Origin of the sequence: Plantactinospora soyae (genome assembly GCF_014874095.1) — a bacterium.
Taxonomy (GTDB): domain Bacteria; phylum Actinomycetota; class Actinomycetes; order Mycobacteriales; family Micromonosporaceae; genus Plantactinospora; species Plantactinospora soyae.
Genome location: NZ_JADBEB010000001.1, coordinates 8,706,939 through 8,725,558, shown reverse-complemented (window position 1 = coordinate 8,725,558; position 18,620 = coordinate 8,706,939). Strand labels below are relative to the sequence as shown.

Genomic DNA, 18,620 nt, shown 5'->3' with positions numbered 1-18,620 from the left:
CGCACAGGATCTTATCGGCACCGATGCGTCGGTCGCCGACACGTGCACCCGCGTGACAGGATCAGTGTGTGGAGCCACTCCTGTGGATCGTATTGGGCGTCGTGCTGGTCGTCGCGGAGATCTTCACGACGACGCTGTTCCTGATCATGTTCGGGATCGGAGCGTTCGCCGCGGCCGGCGCTGCGGCCCTCGGTGCGCCGGTGCCCCTCCAGGCCGTGGTGTTCGCCGCCGTCTCGGCGTTGACCCTGGTGTTCGCCCGCCCGACCATCCAGCGGCACCGCCAGTCGGCGCTGGGTGGCGATGAGCAGCCGTTCGGCATGCAGGCGCTGGCCGGGAGCACCGCGCTGGTGCTCGAACGGGTGGACGCCGAGAGTGGGGTGGTCAAGATCGACGGAGAGATCTGGACCGCCCGGTCCTACGACGTGACCCAGGTGTTCGCTCCGGGCGACCGGGTGCGGGTGATCGAGGTCAAGGGCGTGACCGCCCTGGTCTGGCACGACGATGTCGCTACTGATGAGCAACCCGATACAAAGAGGTGAGCAGCGTGGAAACTGTGGTCGGTCTACTGTTGGCCGCCGTGGCCCTGATCGTGGTGGTCACTCTGATCAGGGCTGTCCGGATCGTTCCGCAGCAGCGCCAGGACGTGGTGGAGCGGCTCGGTAAGTACAAGCGCACGCTGCACCCCGGCCTCAACCTCCTGGTGCCGTTCATCGACGCGGTACGGACCAAGGTCGACATGCGGGAGCAGGTGGTCAGCTTCCCGCCCCAGCCGGTGATCACCTCGGACAACCTGGGTGTCTCGATCGACACGGTGCTGTACTTCAAGGTCGCCGACGCGGTGAAGGCCACCTACGAGATCTCCAACTTCCTCCAGGCCATCGAGCAGTTGACGGTCACGACCCTGCGTAACGTGATCGGCTCGCTCGACCTGGAGCGGGCGCTGACCAGCCGGGACCAGATCAACCGGCACCTGTCCGGCGTGCTCGACGAGACCACCGGACGCTGGGGCATCAAGGTGACGCGGGTGGAGATCAAGGCCATCGAGCCGCCGGCGAGCATCCGCGACTCGATGGAGAAGCAGATGCGCGCCGAGCGGGACCGCCGGGCCGCGATCCTGAACGCGGAGGGGCAGAAGCAGTCGCAGATCCTCACCGCGGAGGGCGACAAGCAGGCCGCGGTGCTCCGCGCCGACGGTGACCGGCAGGCCCGGATCCTGGAGGCGGAGGGTCAGGCCAAGGCGATCCGGACGGTCTTCGACGCGATCCACCAGGCCAACCCGAGCCAGAAGGTGCTGGCCTACCAGTACCTCCAGGCGCTGCCGCAGATCGCCAACGGCAGCGCGAACAAGGTCTGGATCGTGCCGGCCGAGCTGAACAAGGCACTCGAGGGGATCGGCGGCGCGCTGGGCGGTTTGAGCCAGATGGTCGGCGACGTACCGAGGGCGGCGGTCGACTCCGGTGCGGTCGAGCGGGAGGCAGCCGAGGCGGCGGAGGCCGCGGCCGAGGCGGCCCGGCAGGTCAACGAAGAGGTACGCGCCGCCGAAGCGCAGGTGACGTCCCGGCCCGTTGCCAGCAGCCCGGAGTTGCCGGCGCCCGAGCCGGTCTCGCCGGCCAGCCTGGTCGACGACTCCACTGTGGATAAGCGGGAGGAGCGCGCCTGAGCCTTCGGGCCTTTCGCCCGTGCTCCGACGGCTGATTCGCGAAAGCGTCCGCGCGGCACCCCGGCACCTGACACGATCGGTCCTAGCGACGGGTGGTGACCAGGAGCGGGGTGCCGGAGCGGATGCGCCCGCGCCCACCCGTGCGGCACGTGGAGCGAGGTGACGGCGTGTGATCCACCCCTCAAATTCGGAAACCCACCCCTCGGACCCCAGGTACCACCTCGTACCAGCAAAAGGTGCGTACCCGTCAAAGCGAACGAACTCATCAAACCGGGCTATCGGTGACAGTGGACCCGTGCCCGACACTTCCCTCCGCTCCGGACCTGTCGTCGGCCAGACCGCCGATCCGGTCTCGGGGCGCTGGCCGTACGGCGGTTTCGCCCTGTTGCCGTTCGTCGTCGAGCGCCGCACGGAGCAGCCGGCGAGCGATGCCACCTGGGCCTGGTCGCTGCGCCGGTCCGCCCGCGCCGCCGTCTGGGTGCTACCCGGTTACGCCATTGTCTACGGTTCGGTGACCCTGGTCGGATCCGGTTCGGCGCCCTTTCTCACCCAGCAGCGCCCGGCCCACCTGCTCGGCTGGATCGGGGCGCTCTGGCTCGGCCTGCTCGGGTTGATGGCCGTGGCCAGCCTGCTGGTCGCCGCCCGGAGCCGGGCGATCGCGGCCGCGGGGCTGCTGGTCGCGATCGCCGGGACGATGCTGCTGCTGCCGTTCGGTGGACTGCCGGACGACACGGCGGCGTTCGGTACGGCGGGCCGGGTCATCGCGATCAGTGGTGGAGTGCTCTACTCGCTCGGCTGGTGGCTGACCGGTCTCGCGGTGTTCCGCTCCGGTGTCTTCAGTAGGGCCGACGGCACGCTGTTGATGATCGCGGCTCCGTTGCTCGGCGTCGGCGGGCTGCTGGTCGCCGCGCTGCACAGCCTCGGCGCGATGTTCGTGCTCGCCGCCGGGATCGGCGTGGCCTGGCGGGCGGGCCGACTGGTGCCGCCGGTCGGCCGGGCCACCCTGACCCGGGCGAGTACGGCCAGCGCGGTCGCCGCGGTCGTATCCGGCGGTGGGGTCGTACCTGCCGGTGGCGGTGTCGTGCCCGGCCATGGCGGGCTGCTCCCGACCGCACCACCCGAGCCCGCTCCGTCCTGAGTGGACAGCGACACCTCGCTCCGCGAACCGGGCTCACCGGTCCGACGGTTCGTCCTGCGCGGCGAGCAGGTCCGCCAGACCGCGCAGGACGTGTGACCGCCAACCGCCACCCATGATCTTGAAAGCCAACCGCTGGTCCGGGTCGTCGGGATCGAATCCCGCGTGCTCGACCACCAGCCGGGTGCCGCGCCCCTCGGGTGTCAACGTCCAGGTCACGGTGGTGTCGAGGTGCCCACCGCGCCAGGCGAACCGGAGCAGGCGCTCCGGAGTGAGTTCCAGGACCTCGCAGTGCACGACACCGTCGAAGTTCTGCTCGGGCCGGGGCTTGGCCTGGAACGTGAACCGGTGTCCCAGTACCGGCTTGAAGTCGTTGGGCATGAACCAGCGTGCCAGCAGTTCGGCGTCGGTGAGGGCGTGCCAGACGCGTACCGGTGGCTGGGGAAGGAACTGTCCTGCTCTGATCACACCGACGTCAGTCATCATGGTTCTCCGTCTCCTGGTCGTCCTCCGCGTCGAGCAGGTCGCGCAGGCCGGACAGCTTCTCCCGCCAGAACCGCTCGTACGGGGTGAGCCACTCGGACAGGTCCCGCAGCGGCTCCGGGCGCAGCGAGTACAGCCGTTGCCGGCCGGCCCGGCGTTCGACCACCAGACCGGCGTCCTTGAGCACCCGGAGGTGTTCCGACAGGCTCGGTCGGCGCATGTCGAAGTGTTCGGCCAACTCCTGGACCGGACGGGCGCCCCGGTCCAGGAGCAGGCCGAGCAGTTGTCGCCGGGTCGGGCTGGCCAACGCGGCGAAGACGTCGACGTCAGCCACGGGCGGCGGTGGCCTGTAGTTGGATCTTTGTGATCGCCATACCGGGAAGGATAGGTAGGCGATGCCCTACCAGTCAAGGGTAGGAAATTGCCTACCTGAGGGCTCGGCACCCTCCTGACCGGGGCCCGGACCGGCGCGGGGGAGAATCGGCGCCGTGTCCGCCGAAGAAGTCCCCAGCCCCCCGCCCGGCGAGGTCGGGAAGCCCACCGGCGCCGTACCGGTGGCGGCGATCGAGGAGATCACCGAGCCGGGCGACCCCCGGATCGCCGACTACCGGGCGCTCACCGACGTCGAGTTGCGCACTCGCTGGGAGCCGCCGCACGGGCTCTTCATCGCCGAGGGGGAACTCGTGTTGCGCCGGGCGGTCCGGGCCGGCTACCGGCCACGGTCGTTCCTGGTGGACGCGAAACGGGTCGACCAGCTCGGCGACCTGGACACCGGTGGTGCGCCCGTCTACGCCGCCAGTCCCAGCGTGCTGGAGCAGACGACCGGCTTTCACGTGCACCGGGGCGTACTCGGGTCGTTCCAGCGGCGGGAACTGCCGAGCGTGGCCGAGGTGCTCGGCAGTGCGCGCCGGCTGGTGATCCTGGAGGACGTCAACAACCACACCAATTTGGGCGCGATTTTCAGAGCCGTGGCGGGACTCGGCGTGGACGCCGTACTGCTCTCGCCGTCCTGCGCGGATCCGCTCTACCGGCGCAGCGTACGGGTCAGCATGGGCGAGGTGTTCGCGGTCCCGTACGCCCGGCTGGAGCCCTGGCCCGACGGCCTCGCCGAGGTACGCGCGGCCGGCTTCGCGGTGCTCGCGCTCACCCCGGCGGTGGACGCGGTACCGATCCAGCGGCTCGACCCGGCCCAGCGGACCCGCGCGGCGCTGCTGCTCGGCGCCGAGGGTGCCGGGTTGACCGGGGCGGCGCAGAAGGCCAGCGACGTACGGGTGGTGATCCCGATGCGCCGGGGTGTCGATTCGCTCAACGTCGCGGCTGCGGCGGCCGTCGCCTGCTGGGAACTCGGTCGCGACGACCCGGTGTAGCGCGCCCGTGCTGCGATCCCGGTAGATGCGGCCGGTGGCCGTTCCGAATCCGGAGCGCGGGGCCGCCCACGTCGCCGGGCGGTACCGTCGAGTCCGTGTTTCCTACCGTGCGTGAGGTGTTGGCCCTCGACCCGGTCCGGCACGGTGGACCTCGGGTGGTCGCCGGGGCGGGCGGGCTCGACCGGTTGGTGCGGTGGGTGCACGTCGCCGAGGTACCCGACATCGCGGCGCTGCTCAGCGGCGGCGAACTGGTCCTCACCACCGGAATCGGGCTGCCCGGCGACGACGCGGGGCTCCGGGCGTTCATCGGTGAACTGGCCGACGTCGGGGTGTCCGGGCTGGTGGTCGAGCTCGGCCGCCGCTACCCGACGGTGGTGCCCCGGGTGATGGCGTCGGCGGCCGAGCAGCGGGGCCTGGCGTTGGTCGAACTGCGCCGGGTCACCCCGTTCGTCCGGATCACCGAGGCGGTGCACGCGCTGATCGTCGACGCCCAACTCACCGAACTGCGGGCCACGGAGGAGATCCACCAGCGGTTCACCGAACTGTCCGTCGAGGGAGCCGAGCCGGCCGAGGTGGTACGGCAGGCCGCGGAGCTGGCCGGTTGCCCGGTGGTCCTGGAGAACGTCTCCCGGCAGGTGTTGGCGTACGACCCGGCGGGGGAAAGCGCCGAACTGCTGCTCCGGGCGTGGGAGCAGCACTCCCGACGGATCCGGTCGACCGGACGGACCGGGTACGACCCGGACGTGGGCTGGCTGGTGACCACCGTCGGTGCCCGGGGACAGGACTGGGGGAGGCTGCTGCTGCGGTGGCCGGCCGGGGAACTGGCGACGGGCTCGGGTACCCCGCCGACCCGGTTGACGATCCTGGTCGAGCGGGCCGCCTCCACCCTGGCGCTGGGCCGGCTGATCCGCCGGGACGCCGAAGGGCTGGAGCGGCAGATCCACCGCAGCCTGCTCACCGCGCTGCTCGACCACACCCGGCCGGTCGACGAGGTGGCGCTGCGGGCCCGCGCCCTCGGGGTCGCCCTGGAACGTCGACATCTGGTGGGCGTCGTGGTCCGGTACCGGGCCGACGAGCCGGGTTCGGCGGCGGCCCAGGCCCGACTGCGCGATCTCGCGGAGGCGGTCAGCCAGGCACTGCGGAACGCCGACCTGAACGGGCTGTCCAGCACGCTCGACGACCAGGCGGTCGGTGCCGTACTGGCGCTCCGGGACGCGGCGGACGTCGACCGCGCACTGGCCGACTTCGCCACGGCATTGGACCGGGTACGCCTGGACGCCGGCCCGACGGCGGGTCGGTCGTACGGCGCACCGGTCGGGGTGATCGTGGCCGCCGGATCCGGCGTGGACACCGTACGGGAGGTTCGGCGTTCCCTGATCGAGGCCCGGCAGGTCGCCGACGCGGCCCGACGGGGTCGACGGGACCTGCCGGTGTACCGGCTGCCACACGTCGGGCTCGCCGGCCTGCTGCACCTGCTGCGGGACGAGCCGAGGTTGCAGACCTTCGTCGAACGCGAACTCGGGCCACTGCTGGCGTACGACGCCGAGCATCCCCGTGAGCAGTTGCTCGGTACGCTGCGCGGCTATCTGGACAGCGGCCGGAACAAGTCGGCCGCCGCCGCCGCGACGCACCTGTCCCGGCCGGCGTTCTACGAACGGCTGGCCCGGATCTCCCGGATTCTCGCCGTCGACCTGGACGTGGTCGAGGACTGTCTCTCCCTGCACGTCGCCCTGCTGGCCCTGGACGCCGTCCGGGACGACTGAGTCACGCCACGACTCCACCCGCCGTTGCCCTGCGTGCCGGCGGAATCCGGCATGCGGCTACCTGGTCAGCCTGGCGGCGGCGACGTGGCACCATGGACGCGTCCTCCGCCGCCGGGTGGCCGGACGCGACGTCGATGGAGTCGGGATGACAGGACTGGCCGGCACGCCGGTGCCGGGGCTGGCGCCACTGTGGACGTACGACCCGGTCACCGCCGGCCCGTACCGGCTGGTCGGCCGGCTCGGCGCGGGCGGCCAGGGAGTGGTCTATCTCGGCGAGGACGACCAGGGCGACCAGGTCGCGGTCAAGATGATCAATGTCGATCTGAGCGACCCCCGGGCACGGTCGCAGTTCATGAAGGAGATCGCCGCGGCGCGCCGCGTCGTCCCCTTCTGTACCGCACAGGTGCTCTTCGCCGAGGTGGACGGTGAACGGCCCTACGTGGTCAGCGAGTTCATCGAGGGCCCCACCCTCTACCGGCAGGTCCAGGACCACGGCCCGGTCGCCGGCAACGCGTTGCACCGGCTCGCCGTCGGCACCGCCACCGCGCTCGCCGCGATCCACCGTTCCGACGTCGTGCACTGCGATCTGAAGCCGGACAACGTGGTTCTTGGCCGGGACGGCCCACGGGTCATCGACTTCGGCATCGCCCGCGCCCTGGGCACCACCGAGACGGTGACCAGTCGGGTGATGGGGACCACCGCGTACATGGCGCCGGAGCGGTTCCGCAACGACTCGGTCGGCCCACCCTGCGACGTCTTCGCCTGGGCCGCCACGATCGCCTTCGCTGCCGGTGGCCGGCCACCCTTCGGCAACGACTCGCTCTTCGCGGTGATGCACCGGGTGCTGAACGAGCCGCCCGACCTACCACCGCTGCCGCGAAGCCTGGACGAGCTGATCCGGCAGTGCCTGGCCAAGGATCCGACGGCCCGGCCGGATGCCGAGAACGTACTGATGCGGCTGCTCGGGCAGGACGCCAGGGTCACCGGTCCGCTCCGCCGGGAGACCGTGCTCCAGGTGGGTAACGAGACCGCCGGCGCGGCGCCGCCGACCCGGCCGCTGCCGTTGTCCCGTCCCGGGTCGGTGGCACCGTCGCAGTACCGGGCTTCCGAGTTCGCGCCCGGTGCGCCCGCCGCGCCGGCCACACCGGGCCACGGCGGCTGGGGGCGCCGGCTCCGACGTGAGTCGGTCGACGCCTGGGGCATCTCGACCGCGATCTTCCTCGGCTCGGTCGGCGCCGCTGCCGGCTACGTCGCGTCGAGCGCGTTGGACGCGGCCGTGGCGACCGGGGCGGCCGCCTTCGTAGTGGTCTACCTGGTGCGGTTGCTGGTCGCGACGGCACTCGGCGACTCGTCCGACCGCCGCTGACCGGTGGGCGCCGGACCGGCGTCGCCGGTGGCGCTGCACCGATAGTTTGACTGCCATCAGGTAGCCGCCGAGGAGGACGTCCAGATGGCCCCAGCCCCGCCGCGTACCCGACAGTGGTTGCCGTACACCGCCGCCGTCACTGCCGGGTTGCTGGTCATCGCCGGCGCGTTCGTGCTCGTCCGGCAGCGGGACGCGGACGCTGGCCGGGCCGACTGCACCACCAAGCTGGAGGTCAACTCCTCGACGGAGAAGGCGGCGTTGCTGGTTGAGCTGGCCGAGCGGTACAACAGCAGCGACCGGTCGTTCGACGGCGGCTGCGCACAGGTGCACGTCAGCGGTCTGACCTCTGGAAAGGCCACCGAGGCGCTGGCCGCCGGCTGGAGCGGCACCGGCCTGCCGGAGCCGCAGGTCTGGTTGCCGACGTCGAGCCTGTGGACCGGCCAACTCCGGTTGCTCGACAGGTCCGCCGGACGGGCGTTGCAGACCCCGGACCAGTACCCGTCGATCGCGAACAGCCCGTTGGTGATCGCGATGCCGCAGCCCAAGGGCGAGCTGGTACGCCGGCGCGGGCCGCTGGGCTGGGGAGAGGTCCTCGGCCTCTCCGGACGGGACGGGTGGGCGGGCTTCGGCAGGCCCGAGTGGGGCCGCTTCACCTTCGGCAAGGACAACCCGAACCTCTCCACCTCCGGGCTGGCGGCGACCATAGCCACGTACTACGCCGCGGTGAACCGGTCCAGCGACCTGACCCGGTCCGACCTGGCCGACCCGAAGGTGACCGGGTTCGTCCGGCGGATCGAGGCGAACGTGTCGCACTACAGCGACGACGTGGTGGACCTGCTGCGCAACCTCGCCGAGGCCGATCTCGCCGGTGGGGGTGCCGGCACGGAGGACATGAGCGCCATCGTCATGCAGGAGGAACTGGTCCACCTCTACAACGAGGGGGGACTGAGCCCCAGACAGCAGGGCGAGGAGCGGGGCCGCCGGCCGAACGTCCCGCTGGTCGCCGTCTATCCGAAGGAGGGCACCTTCAACCTGGACCACCCGTTCGTGGTGCTGCCCTCCGCCGACGAAGGGCAGCGCGCGGCGGCGGCCGACTTCCTGGCCTTCCTGACCGAGGACGACCAGCAGCAGAGCTTCGCCCGCCTCGGCTTCCGGGACCACGAACGCCGAGCCGCGGCGGGGTTGCTCGCCAGCGTCGGCGCCGAGCCCGCCGGTGGGCTGACCTACTTCGAGCCGCCGGACCCGATGGTGGTCGAGGCGATGCTGGACGGCTGGAGCACGCTGCGTAAGAAGGCCAACATTTTGATCGCGCTGGACACCTCCGGGTCGATGGAGGCGGCGGTCGGCGAGCGTACCCGCTTCCAGGTCGCCTCGGCAGCGGCGGCCAAGGGGCTCGCGCTGCTCAACGCGGAGGACCGGGTCGGACTCTGGTCGTTCTCCTCGGAGACGAAGCGGTCCAGCGCCCCCTACCGTGAGGAGGTCCGGCTCGGCGCATTGGACCAGAAGCGGATCAACAGCCGGATCGCCGACCTGCACGTCGAGGGGGGCACCGCGCTCTACGCCACGGTCCGGGCCGCCCGCCAGCACGTGCTCGAACGGTACGACCCGGCGCGGATCAACGCCGTCGTCGTGCTGACCGACGGCAAGAACGAGTACAGCCAGGACAACAACCTGGCCCAGCTGCTCGCCGACGTCGCCCTGGACCCGGACCGCCCGGTCAAGGTCTTCTGCATCGCCTTCGACCGGGAGTCGGACTTCGCCACGCTGAACCGGATCGCCAAGGTGTCGTCGGGCAAGGCGTTCGACGCCACCGACCCCGCCACGATCGACGAGGCGTTCGTGAAACTGGTCAGCAGCTTCTGACGGCGGTCATCCGGATCAGGAGATCGCGGTCAACGCCTTGGCGTACGTCGGCGGCACGAAGTGCGGGCCGGTCGGGGTGAACACGTCGGTGGCGTTCGCGGCCGTCCACGCCTCGGGCGGAATGGCCGCGAGCAGGGTCCGGACCACGGCCGCGTCCCGCCAGTCCGGGTGCTCGGCGACCAGGCCGAGCGCGACCACCGACTCCTCCACCTCGCCGACGCACTCGAACGGCTTGTGCGCGTCGATGCCGAGCAGTTCGAGGTAGCCCGGCGTCTGGGCCGGGTCGGCGAGCAGGTCGGTGCCGAAGATGTGTACCAGCCGGGCCCGGGGCATGAACGGGGCCAGCGCGAGGAAGATGAACTGGCACTTGGGGCAGTTCCCGCACCAGCGGGCGCTGGGATCGCGCAACTTGAACGCCGCGTTGCAGCTGGTCACCACGTCGTCGTACCGGGAGAACTGGGCGAACAGCCGGGCGATGTGCAGCTCCGAGAGCGGGCGCAGCAGCGAGAAGTACGGCTCGGTCAGCCCCGCGTGCCCGGCCAGTGCCGCGCGCAGCAGTCCCTCGGCCTCGACCCCCTTCGACCACTGGTGGTTGACCTCGTGACCGTTCCAGATCAGATTCGGATCGGAGGCGGAGCGCTCGTTCGACATCACCACCGGGCCGAGCCCGTGCAGTACGGCGGTCGCCACCGCGATCAGCGAATTGATCGCGGTGACCGGAATGTGCCCGTTGCGGGCCCCGGCCGCGTTCAGCTCGATCAGCGTCGGGTCGAGCCGGCGGCGGGCCGCCAGCGGGGCCAGCTCGGACGCCTCGTTCACCGACACGATGATGTGGTTGGGGTTGACCGAGAAGGGCACCGGATCGAAGCCGCCCCGGCGCAGCGCCTCCAGGCTGACGATCGAGTCCTTGCCGCCGCCCACCGTCGACAGCGGCCGGCGGTCGGAGTTGTCCAGCACGTCCGGCTCGGCGACCTCCCCGTCCGGCACGGTCGGCGTCAGCTCCAGCACGTACGGCAGGTCGTTGCGGTACGCGTACTCGGCGAGGCCCTTGGTGTAGACGGCGGTGACCAGCGCGGTGGCGGCCTCGCCCAGCGGCGCCGGCAGGATCAGCCGGGGCGGTGCGGCGGCCTTGTAGTAGCTGACCCCGGCGACCAGGTGCAGCAGTTCCAGCACCCGTCCGAAGGCGTCGAGGGTCCGTGGTGACGGCGGTGCCTCCGGCCGGGGAAAGGTGATCACCTCGGTGAACCGCAGGTCACCGTCCGGGCCGGTCAGCGCGTATTCCAGGGCCGCGTTGCCGGTGGCCGGGTCGAACGAGTGGGACGGGAAGGCGAAGGCGGCCATCCGTCGGAGTTGTCCGTTGGGCACAGGTAATAGTAGTCCGTTTCGGGTTGACGGCAGGTCGATGTCCGGCGCCGGTCGACCCGGCCGGCCGAAGTTGCCCGCCGGACCGCCTGGTGGGAGCGTGCAGTGGTCCGCGTACCCGGGTGAAGGGTGTGATGACCATGACCACCGACGACCTGCTGGCACGGCACCGGGCGGTCCTGCCGTCCTGGATGCCGCTCTACTACGCCGAGCCCATCGAGATCGTCTCCGGCTCCGGCCGCCGGGTCACCGACGCGCAGGGGCGCAGCTACCTGGACTTCTTCGGCGGAGTGCTGACGAACATGATCGGTTACGACATCGCCGAGGTACGCGAGGCGGTACGGCGCCAGCTCGACACCGGGGTGGTGCACACCTCGACCCTCTACCTGATCCGGCAGCAGGTCGAGCTGGCCGAGAAGGTGGCGGCGGTCTCCGGCATTCCGGACGCCCGGGTCTTCTTCACCAACTCCGGCACCGAGGCCAACGAGGCGGCGCTGCTGGTCGCCACCAACTACCGGCGGTCCCACCAGATCCTGGCGGTGCGCAACAGCTACCACGGCCGGTCGTACGCGGCGATGGGGGTCACCGGGCACCGGAGCTGGTCGGCGAGCGCGCTGAACCCCCTCCAGGTGAGCTGGCTGCACTCCGGTGACCGGCTGCGCGGCCTGCTGTCCCGGCTGGGGCCGGAGGAGTACCTCGACGCGGCCGTCGAGGACCTGCGGGAGGTGCTCGCCACCCAGACCGCCGGGGACGTGGCCTGCCTGATCGCCGAGCCGATCCAGGGGGTCGGCGGGTTCGTGGCCCCGCCGGACGGGCTGTTCGGGGCGTTCAAGAAGGTGCTCGACGAGTCGGGCATCCTGCTGATCTCCGACGAGGTGCAGACCGGCTGGGGGCGTACCGGGGACCACTTCTGGGGCTACCAGGCCCACGACGTGACGCCGGACCTGCTGACCTTCGCCAAGGGGATCGGGAACGGGTTCGCCCTGGCCGGGGTGGTGGGCCGGGCCGAGGTACTCAACGAGGTGCACGCCACGTCGTTCTCCACCTTCGGCGGCAACCCGATCTCGACGGCGGCCGGCAACGCCGTACTGGACTACCTGCTGGCGCACGACCTTCAGGCCAACGCGGCCCGGGTGGGCGGCATCCTGCTCGCCGGGTTGCGGAAGGTGGCCCGCCGGCACGGCATCGTCGGCGAGGTGCGCGGCCGGGGATTGATGATCGGTCTCGAGTTCGTCCGGTCCGGCGGCACCGAACCGGACCCGGCGGTCACGGCCCGGGTCTTCGAGGAGTGCAAGCGGGGCGGCCTGCTGGTGGGCAAGGGCGGTCTGTACGGGAACGTGCTGCGGATGGGTCCGCCGTTGACGGTGACGGAGTCCGAGGCAGCCGAGGCGCTGGGCATCCTGGCCGAGGCGGTGGCGGTCGCCGACGTCTGACGCCCCGGCCGGTGGGGTTGGCGTGGTCAGCCCGGGGGACCGGTGGGGACCGAACGGAGCAGCCGGAGCAGGGCCGCCCCGAACAGGTAGCCGACCAGCGCCACGGTGGGCAGCCCGAACAGGTACTCGCCGCTCTTCGGGGCGACGTTGTTGCTGAACAACCCGACCACGGTCGCCGCGAACCCGACCACCAGCAGCAGGAGCCGGGGAAGCGGGCGGTCCAGGGTGCGGCAGAGCGGGGCCGGCAGCCAGCGTGGGCGTACGGCGGGGCGTCGGGAACCGCGCAGTTCGATCCGGCCGAAGGCGGCGACCAGGACCGCCAGCACCACCGCCAGCAGGACCAGCCAGGGAATGCGCCAGAGCCACCACGCCGTACTGCCCACCTGCGGGGTGGGCAGTACGCCGAGCGCGTCCAGGGCGCCGGCCAGCAGGATCACGGCGGTGAGGTGCCAGAGGAAGATGGTCAGCACCACCGCGTTCATTCCGACGACCACCGTCCAGGGGCGGGTCCGGCGCAGCCACCGCTCGGCCGAGCCGCGGAACAGCATGATCAGTCCGAGCTGCGCGGTGGCCAGGGCGAGCAGCGCCAGGCTCGGCGGGGACATGTTCTGGATCCGCTCACCCGGCTGGTTGATCATGCTGGTCGGGTACGGGCCGAGGAACGTGAGCAGCGGCAGCGCGGTCAGCCCGACCAGCAGCAGCGGTACGCCCACCCGGGGGCGCATCGGCAGGTCCCCGGTCCGCCAGGCGAAGCCCACCTGGTGCATGGCGAGCCAGCCGAACAGGTAGTTGCCGTACGACAGCCGCTCCGGGCCGAGCAGTCGGCCGACGTCCCCGAGAACGATCAGCACCAGCAGCACGGCCGGTACGGCGAGCCCGAAGCGCCGGTGCAGCGCGTACATGACCGGGGTCAGCAGCACCACGCAGAGGTACGCGGAGAGGAACCAGAGCGGAACGGTGGCGTACCAGACCACGTTGCGGATCTGCGTCGGCCCGCCGCCGAGCAGCCGGGCGGTCAGCGCCGCGACCGCCAGCACCACCAGCAGCACGGTGGTGGGTCGGAGCAGTCGCCCGCTCCGGTCCCGGAGCCAGCCACCGGCGTAGCCGCCGCGCCGACGGTGTCCCTCCAACGAGGCGGCGTTGGCGTAGCCGCCGACCAGGAAGAATAGCGGCATGACCTGGAACAGCCAGGTGCCGGGCCGGGCCGAGACGAGTTCCTCCAGTGCGGAGTGGCCGCGCAGCCCGCCCTGGTCGTCGTGGTCGATGACGGCGATCAGCCAGTGCCCGAGCACCACCATGATGATCGCCACCGCGCGGAGCAGGTCGACGTAGCGCTCCCGCTGGGCGGGCGTACGGCCGGCGATCTCCCGCAGGCGGCGCATGTGGCCAGGCTATCGACTTCGCCGGAACGCCGACGCACTATGCGGCAACCGGGCCGGGTGGATTGCCGGTGCGTAACGGTTCGGCCCCCGGGGCTTGCTGCCGGCACGCACTTCCGTAAGAATCCTTCAGTAACTTTGAGTTAAGTGAAGACAAGCAACAGCCGGCACCACCTGGGTGATAGAAGCACTACCGGTCGACGAGTGCGGCCGCGGCGTCTACCTGGACCGGATCCGAGGAGAAGCTATGAACAGGCGTGACATCCTGCGTCGTACTGCGGCGGCCAGCCTGCTGGCGGTCCCCGCCACCGGCCTTTTGACCGGTTGCGCTCTCGGCGGCGACGACAACAGCACCGGCGAGAGCGCCGAAGGCACGAAGAGCGAGCAGAACCCGCTCGGCGTCAAGGAGGACGCGCCGCTTGAGGTGGTCATCTTCAATGGTGGCTTCGGTGAGGATTATGCCAAGGCCCACGAGGCGATGTACACCGAGAAATATCCAAAGGCCACGATCAAGCACTCGGCGACGCAGGAAATCAACAAGACCCTGCAGCCCCGCTTCGTCGACGGCACCCCGCCGGACGTGGTGAACAACTCCGGCGCCGGCCAGATCGACTTCAACGGACTCGTCTCGCAGAACGCCATCGCGGACCTCAGCGAACTGCTCGACGCGCCCAGCCTCGACGTCCCGGGCAAGACCGTCCGGGACACCCTGCTGCCCGGCGTGGTCGACGTCGGCTCGTACGACGGCAAGTTCCTGGTGCTGAACTACGCGTACACCGCGTACGGCATCTGGTACTCCACCAAGCTCTTCACCGACAAGGGCTGGGAGTACCCGAAGACCTGGGACGACCACATCGCCCTGTGCAAGAAGATCAAGGCGTCCGGGATGGCGCCCTGGACGTACGCCGGCAAGCACCCGCGCTACATGAGCTGGCCGGTGATCTCCACGGCCGTCAAGTTCGGTGGCGTGGACGTGGCGAAGGCGATCGACAACCTGGAGCCCAACGCCTGGAAGTCGGACGCGATGAAGGCCGCGGCCGACGCCTGGTACCAGATCGTCAAGGACGGCTACATCCTGCCCGGCACCCCCGGGCTCGACCACGTGCAGTCGCAGACCGAGTGGTGCCGGGGCAAGGCCGCCTTCATCTCCTGCGGCTCCTGGTTGGAGAGCGAGCAGAAGAAGGTCACCCCGGCCGGCTTCAACATGTCCGTCGCACCGACCCCCAGCCTCGGCACCGGCGACAAGCTGCCGTTCGAGGCGATCCGCGGTACGGCCAGCGAGCCGTTCATGGTGCCGTCCAAGGCCAAGAACCAGGCCGGCGGGCTGGAGTACTTCCGCACCATGCTCTCGATGAAGGGCGCCCAGGACTTCACCCGGAAGGTCTCCAGCCTGAGCGCGGTCGCCGGCTCCACCCAGGGGATCGAGCTGCCGTTCGGGCTGAGCACCGTGGTCAAGGCACTGGACGCGTCCGGCAACAACGGGTTCAACTGGGTGTACAACAACTTCTACCGGAAGCTGGAACGCGAGCTGGTCGACGCGGCCTGCGGCGAGTTCTTCAGCGGCCGGACCACCCCGGCGGAGTTCCTGGAGCAGTGCCAGAAGGGCGCCGACCAGATCGCCGGGGACAGCAGCATCAAGAAGTACAAGCGCTCATAGTCGGGTTCCGTCGGGTGGGGGTCGGCCAGGCACGGTCGACCCCCACGACGCGGTTGTCGCGGGGACAGGTCTTCCCGCGTGGAGTGGGCAGGATGTTGTTCTCGTGAGACATGGCAAGTACCCGCTGATCATCACCTTCCTGGTGCCGCCGCTGCTGTTGTACGGCATCTTCGTGCTCTCGCCGTACCTGCAGGCGTTCCAGATCTCCACCACCGACTGGCTGGGCTACTCGCCGAGCGCCAACTACGTGGGCCTGGAGAACTTCGGGACGCTGCTGCGCGACGGAGCCCTGTGGAACGCGGTCCGCAACAACCTGGTCCTGCTGGTGATGCTGCCGATCGTCACCATCGGGCTCGGCCTGTTCTTCGCCACCATGCTCAACATGGGTGGCCGGCGCGGCGTCGCCGGCGTGGTCGGGGTACGCGGATCCTCGGTGTACCGGCTGGTCTACTTCTTCCCGCAGGTGCTCTCGGTAGTGATCATCGCGCTGCTCTGGAAGGAGGTCTACCACCCCAACAACGGGCTGCTCAACGCCACGCTGCGCGGCCTCGGGCTGGGCGCGCCGACCTGGCTCGGCGATCCCCGGACCGCGTTCTGGGCGGTGGTGGCGGTGATGGTCTGGAGCAACGTCGGCTTCTACGTGGTGCTCTTCGGCGCGGCCATGCAGGCCATCCCGCGCGACATCTACGAGGCGGTGATGCTGGACGGGGCGTCCCGGTTCACCACCCTGGTCAAGGTCACCATCCCGCTGCTCTGGGACACCGTCCAGGTCGCCTGGATCTACCTGGCCATCGCCGCGCTGGACGGGTTCATCCTGATCCAGCAGATGACCGACGGCGGGCCCAACCACTCCTCGGACGTGATCGGTCTGCGGATGTACAACACGGCGTTCGGCAGCGAGACCAAGTTCGGCTATGCCTCGGCGATCGGCGTGGTGATGTTCTTCCTGACCCTGTCGGTGGCGGTGATGGCGCTGCGGGCCGCCCGGCGTGACCGAATCGAGTACTCATGACGACCGTCGACACCTCCGCGCCGGCCACGCCCGCCGCCGACAGCGACGGCCCGGCCCGGACCGGCGACCGGGCACCCCGCCGGGAACTGGGCGTGGTGAACGTCTTCTCGCACGGGTTCCTGCTGCTCTGGGGGCTGCTGACCACGCTGCCGCTGGTCTGGGTCGTGATCAGTTCGTTCAAGAGCGACGGGGAGATCCTCTCCGACCCGTGGGGACTGCCCGCCGCGCTGCGCTTCGAGAACTGGGCCCGGGCCTGGACCGAGGCCCGGATCGGCCAGTACTTCCTGAACAGCGGGATCGTGGTGACCGGGTCGCTGACCCTGACCATGCTGTTCGGCGCCACGGCGGCGTACGTCTTCGCCCGGTACGAGTTCCGGTTCCGGCAGGTCTTCTACTACCTGTTCGTCGGCGGCATGATGTTCCCGGTCTTCCTCGCCCTGGTGCCGCTCTTCTTCGTGGTCCGCAACGCCGGGCTGTTCAACACCTGGACCGGACTGAGCCTGGTCTACGCCGCGTACTCGCTGCCGTTCACGGTCTTCTTCCTGACCGCGTTCTTCCGGACGCTGCCGTCGTCGGTCGCCGAGGCGGCACTGATCGACGGTTGTGGACACTTCCGGCTCTTCTTCCGGGTGATGCTGCCGATGGCGCGACCGGGTCTGATCAGCGTGGCGATCTTCAACTTCCTCAGCCAGTGGAACCAGTTCATCCTGCCCCAGGTGCTGATGCAGGGGGACGAGTCGAAATGGGTGCTTGCCCAGGGCCTGTCGGCGCTGGCGGTCAGCCAGGGCTACCAGGGCGACTTCAGTGGGTTGTTCGCCGGGCTCACCCTGGCGATGCTCCCGGTGCTCGCGGTGTACATCGTGTTCCAGCGCCAGATCCAGTCCGGCCTGACCGCCGGCCAGCTGAAATAGCGTCGCCGACGGTCCCGGGCCGGAGCGCGCCAGCCGCCGTCACCGGCGGGCAGGCCTCACCGGCCCGGGGTCGGGCCGATCAGCCGGCGGTGCAGGTCGGCCGGATCGGTCACCTCGGGCAGGGTCCGGGCGGCCAGCCAGGCGGCGGCGACGGCGCCGTCACCGGCACCGGACAGCGGGGCCCCCGGCCACCGTGCGGCCAGCGCCGGACGTACCGCGTCGGCGAGCGGGGTGGCTCCGGTGAGCAGGCCGCCACCGAGCACGATCGGCGCGGTGGCGTCGGCCGGCCGGATCCGCTGCACGTTGGCGGCGAGCAGCCGGGCGGCCTGGGCGAGGATCGTGGCGGCGGCCGGGTCGCCGTCCCGGTCGGCCTGGATCACCAGCGGGGCGAGCCCGGCCAGCTCGACGGCGGGTCGTCGGGTCACCGTCTGGACGAGGACGTCCACGGTGTCCCGTGGGCGGGCGGCGACCTGCGCAGAGCCGAGCAGCTCGGTGAGGACGAGGGTGCCGAGCGGGCCGAGTGGACGGTGCCGGTCCAGGTCGGTGAGGGCGTGCCGGACCGCCTCCCGGCCGAGCCAGAATCCGCCGCCGGCGTCGCCGAGCAGCCAGCCGTGGCCGTCGGCCACCCGGTCCAGGGTGAGCCCGCGTACCTCGGCCGCGATCGCCCCGGTGCCGGCGATCAGGATCGTGCCGTCCGGCGCGGCGGTCCCCGAGGCGTACGCGACGAGGGCGTCGCCGACGATCTCGTACGGGCAGCGGAGCCCGACGTCCTGCCACATCCGGTCGAAGGCCTCCCGGCTCACCGGGTCGGCGAGCAGCCGGGCGACTCCGGCCATCCCGATGGTGCCGGCCCGGACCAGACTCGGATCGAGTCCCGCGAGGGCGGCGGCCAGGGCCACCCGGAGCTGTTCGGCGGCCCGTTCGGCGCCGTGACTGGTCGGGTTGCCGCCACCACCCAGGCCGGCGCCCAGCCGCTCCCCGGCGACCGAGACCACCGTGGCCCGGGTCGAGGTGCCACCGACGTCGAGCCCCACCACCATGCCGTCGGACATTCGTCGCCCAGCCCTTCCAGTACGCCCACGGGACGGGTCCATGCTGCTCGGTACGGCTGTCCCGGGCAAGGGTCGATCGATCGACATCAGGGTCAAGCCAGGTAACAGTTTGAAAACTTCACCCATCGTCTTGACAAGGAGGGGGCTTTAGTAAGAACTTTTACCACTAACAGTTAA

Annotated in this window: 16 protein-coding genes; 11 read left to right on the top strand and 5 right to left on the bottom strand. The window is 70.6% G+C overall.

All coding sequences use genetic code 11. The features are described from left to right. Positions 1 to 68 precede the first annotated feature (68 nt). From H4W31_RS37980 to H4W31_RS37970, 3 genes are all read left to right on the top strand, one after another. Positions 69 to 539 carry an NfeD family protein gene (locus H4W31_RS37980; RefSeq protein ID WP_192771015.1) on the top strand — a complete coding sequence of 157 codons (471 nt, stop codon included), beginning with the start codon at positions 69 to 71 and terminating at the stop codon, positions 537 to 539. Between the two features lie 5 nt (positions 540 to 544). Continuing rightward, the gene (locus tag H4W31_RS37975) at positions 545 to 1,660 is read left to right on the top strand and encodes an SPFH domain-containing protein (protein WP_192771014.1); all 1,116 of its coding nucleotides are present in this window, start codon (positions 545 to 547) and stop codon (positions 1,658 to 1,660) included. Positions 1,661 to 1,955: 295 nt separating this feature from the next. Further along, on the top strand, positions 1,956 to 2,798 hold the full coding sequence (locus tag H4W31_RS37970; RefSeq protein WP_192771013.1) for a hypothetical protein: 843 nt from the start codon (positions 1,956 to 1,958) through the stop codon (positions 2,796 to 2,798). Positions 2,799 to 2,831: 33 nt separating this feature from the next. Here H4W31_RS37970 and H4W31_RS37965 read toward each other — a convergent pair whose 3' ends face one another. Both H4W31_RS37965 and H4W31_RS37960 read right to left on the bottom strand, forming a co-directional pair. Next, positions 2,832 to 3,281, bottom strand: coding sequence for an SRPBCC family protein (locus H4W31_RS37965; protein ID WP_225945895.1), 450 nt, complete (start codon positions 3,279 to 3,281; stop codon positions 2,832 to 2,834). Continuing rightward, positions 3,271 to 3,612, bottom strand: coding sequence for an ArsR/SmtB family transcription factor (locus tag H4W31_RS37960; protein ID WP_192771012.1), 342 nt, complete (start codon positions 3,610 to 3,612; stop codon positions 3,271 to 3,273). Before H4W31_RS37960 ends, H4W31_RS37965 begins: the two co-directional genes overlap by 11 nt. Before the next feature lie 229 nt (positions 3,613 to 3,841). Here H4W31_RS37960 and H4W31_RS37955 point away from each other — a divergent pair, with 229 nt between their 5' ends. The 4 genes from H4W31_RS37955 (at position 3,842) to H4W31_RS37940 (ending at position 9,637) form a co-directional block, all read left to right on the top strand. Further along, a complete protein-coding gene (locus tag H4W31_RS37955) occupies positions 3,842 to 4,645 on the top strand; it encodes a TrmH family RNA methyltransferase (protein WP_318783769.1) in 804 nt (267 codons plus the stop codon). A gap of 95 nt (positions 4,646 to 4,740) precedes the next feature. Further along, positions 4,741 to 6,408, top strand: a complete 1,668-nt coding sequence (locus H4W31_RS37950; RefSeq protein ID WP_192771010.1) for a PucR family transcriptional regulator — start codon at positions 4,741 to 4,743, stop codon at positions 6,406 to 6,408. A gap of 145 nt (positions 6,409 to 6,553) precedes the next feature. Then, a complete protein-coding gene (locus H4W31_RS37945) occupies positions 6,554 to 7,774 on the top strand; it encodes a serine/threonine-protein kinase (RefSeq protein ID WP_192771009.1) in 1,221 nt (406 codons plus the stop codon). A gap of 84 nt (positions 7,775 to 7,858) precedes the next feature. Continuing rightward, positions 7,859 to 9,637 carry a vWA domain-containing protein gene (locus tag H4W31_RS37940; RefSeq protein WP_192771008.1) on the top strand — a complete coding sequence of 593 codons (1,779 nt, stop codon included), beginning with the start codon at positions 7,859 to 7,861 and terminating at the stop codon, positions 9,635 to 9,637. A 15-nt stretch (positions 9,638 to 9,652) separates the two neighbouring features. Here the strand turns inward: H4W31_RS37940 and H4W31_RS37935 are convergent, their stop codons facing one another. After that, entirely contained in the window at positions 9,653 to 11,002 is a 1,350-nt protein-coding gene (locus tag H4W31_RS37935; protein WP_192771007.1) for a hypothetical protein, read from the bottom strand. A 137-nt stretch (positions 11,003 to 11,139) separates the two neighbouring features. Here H4W31_RS37935 and H4W31_RS37930 point away from each other — a divergent pair, with 137 nt between their 5' ends. Next, complete coding sequence (locus H4W31_RS37930) at positions 11,140 to 12,432, top strand: aspartate aminotransferase family protein (protein WP_192771006.1); 1,293 nt, start codon at positions 11,140 to 11,142, stop codon at positions 12,430 to 12,432. A gap of 26 nt (positions 12,433 to 12,458) precedes the next feature. On the opposite strand, the gene H4W31_RS37925 is transcribed toward H4W31_RS37930, so the two are convergent. Beyond that, the gene (locus H4W31_RS37925; protein WP_192771005.1) at positions 12,459 to 13,814 is read right to left on the bottom strand and encodes an acyltransferase family protein; all 1,356 of its coding nucleotides are present in this window, start codon (positions 13,812 to 13,814) and stop codon (positions 12,459 to 12,461) included. A gap of 244 nt (positions 13,815 to 14,058) precedes the next feature. Between H4W31_RS37925 and ngcE the strand changes: the two genes are divergently transcribed. From ngcE to H4W31_RS37910, 3 genes are all read left to right on the top strand, one after another. Beyond that, positions 14,059 to 15,468: an N-acetylglucosamine/diacetylchitobiose ABC transporter substrate-binding protein gene (ngcE, locus tag H4W31_RS37920; RefSeq protein ID WP_192771004.1), complete on the top strand. Its 1,410-nt coding sequence runs from the start codon at positions 14,059 to 14,061 to the stop codon at positions 15,466 to 15,468. Positions 15,469 to 15,571: 103 nt separating this feature from the next. Further along, positions 15,572 to 16,480 carry a carbohydrate ABC transporter permease gene (locus H4W31_RS37915; protein WP_192771003.1) on the top strand — a complete coding sequence of 303 codons (909 nt, stop codon included), beginning with the start codon at positions 15,572 to 15,574 and terminating at the stop codon, positions 16,478 to 16,480. Next, on the top strand, positions 16,477 to 17,391 hold the full coding sequence (locus tag H4W31_RS37910; RefSeq protein ID WP_192771002.1) for a carbohydrate ABC transporter permease: 915 nt from the start codon (positions 16,477 to 16,479) through the stop codon (positions 17,389 to 17,391). The genes H4W31_RS37915 and H4W31_RS37910 overlap by 4 nt, the downstream gene beginning before the upstream one ends. Positions 17,392 to 17,447: 56 nt before the next feature. Here the strand turns inward: H4W31_RS37910 and H4W31_RS37905 are convergent, their stop codons facing one another. Next, complete coding sequence (locus tag H4W31_RS37905; protein WP_192771001.1) at positions 17,448 to 18,443, bottom strand: N-acetylglucosamine kinase; 996 nt, start codon at positions 18,441 to 18,443, stop codon at positions 17,448 to 17,450. Positions 18,444 to 18,620 lie beyond the last annotated feature (177 nt).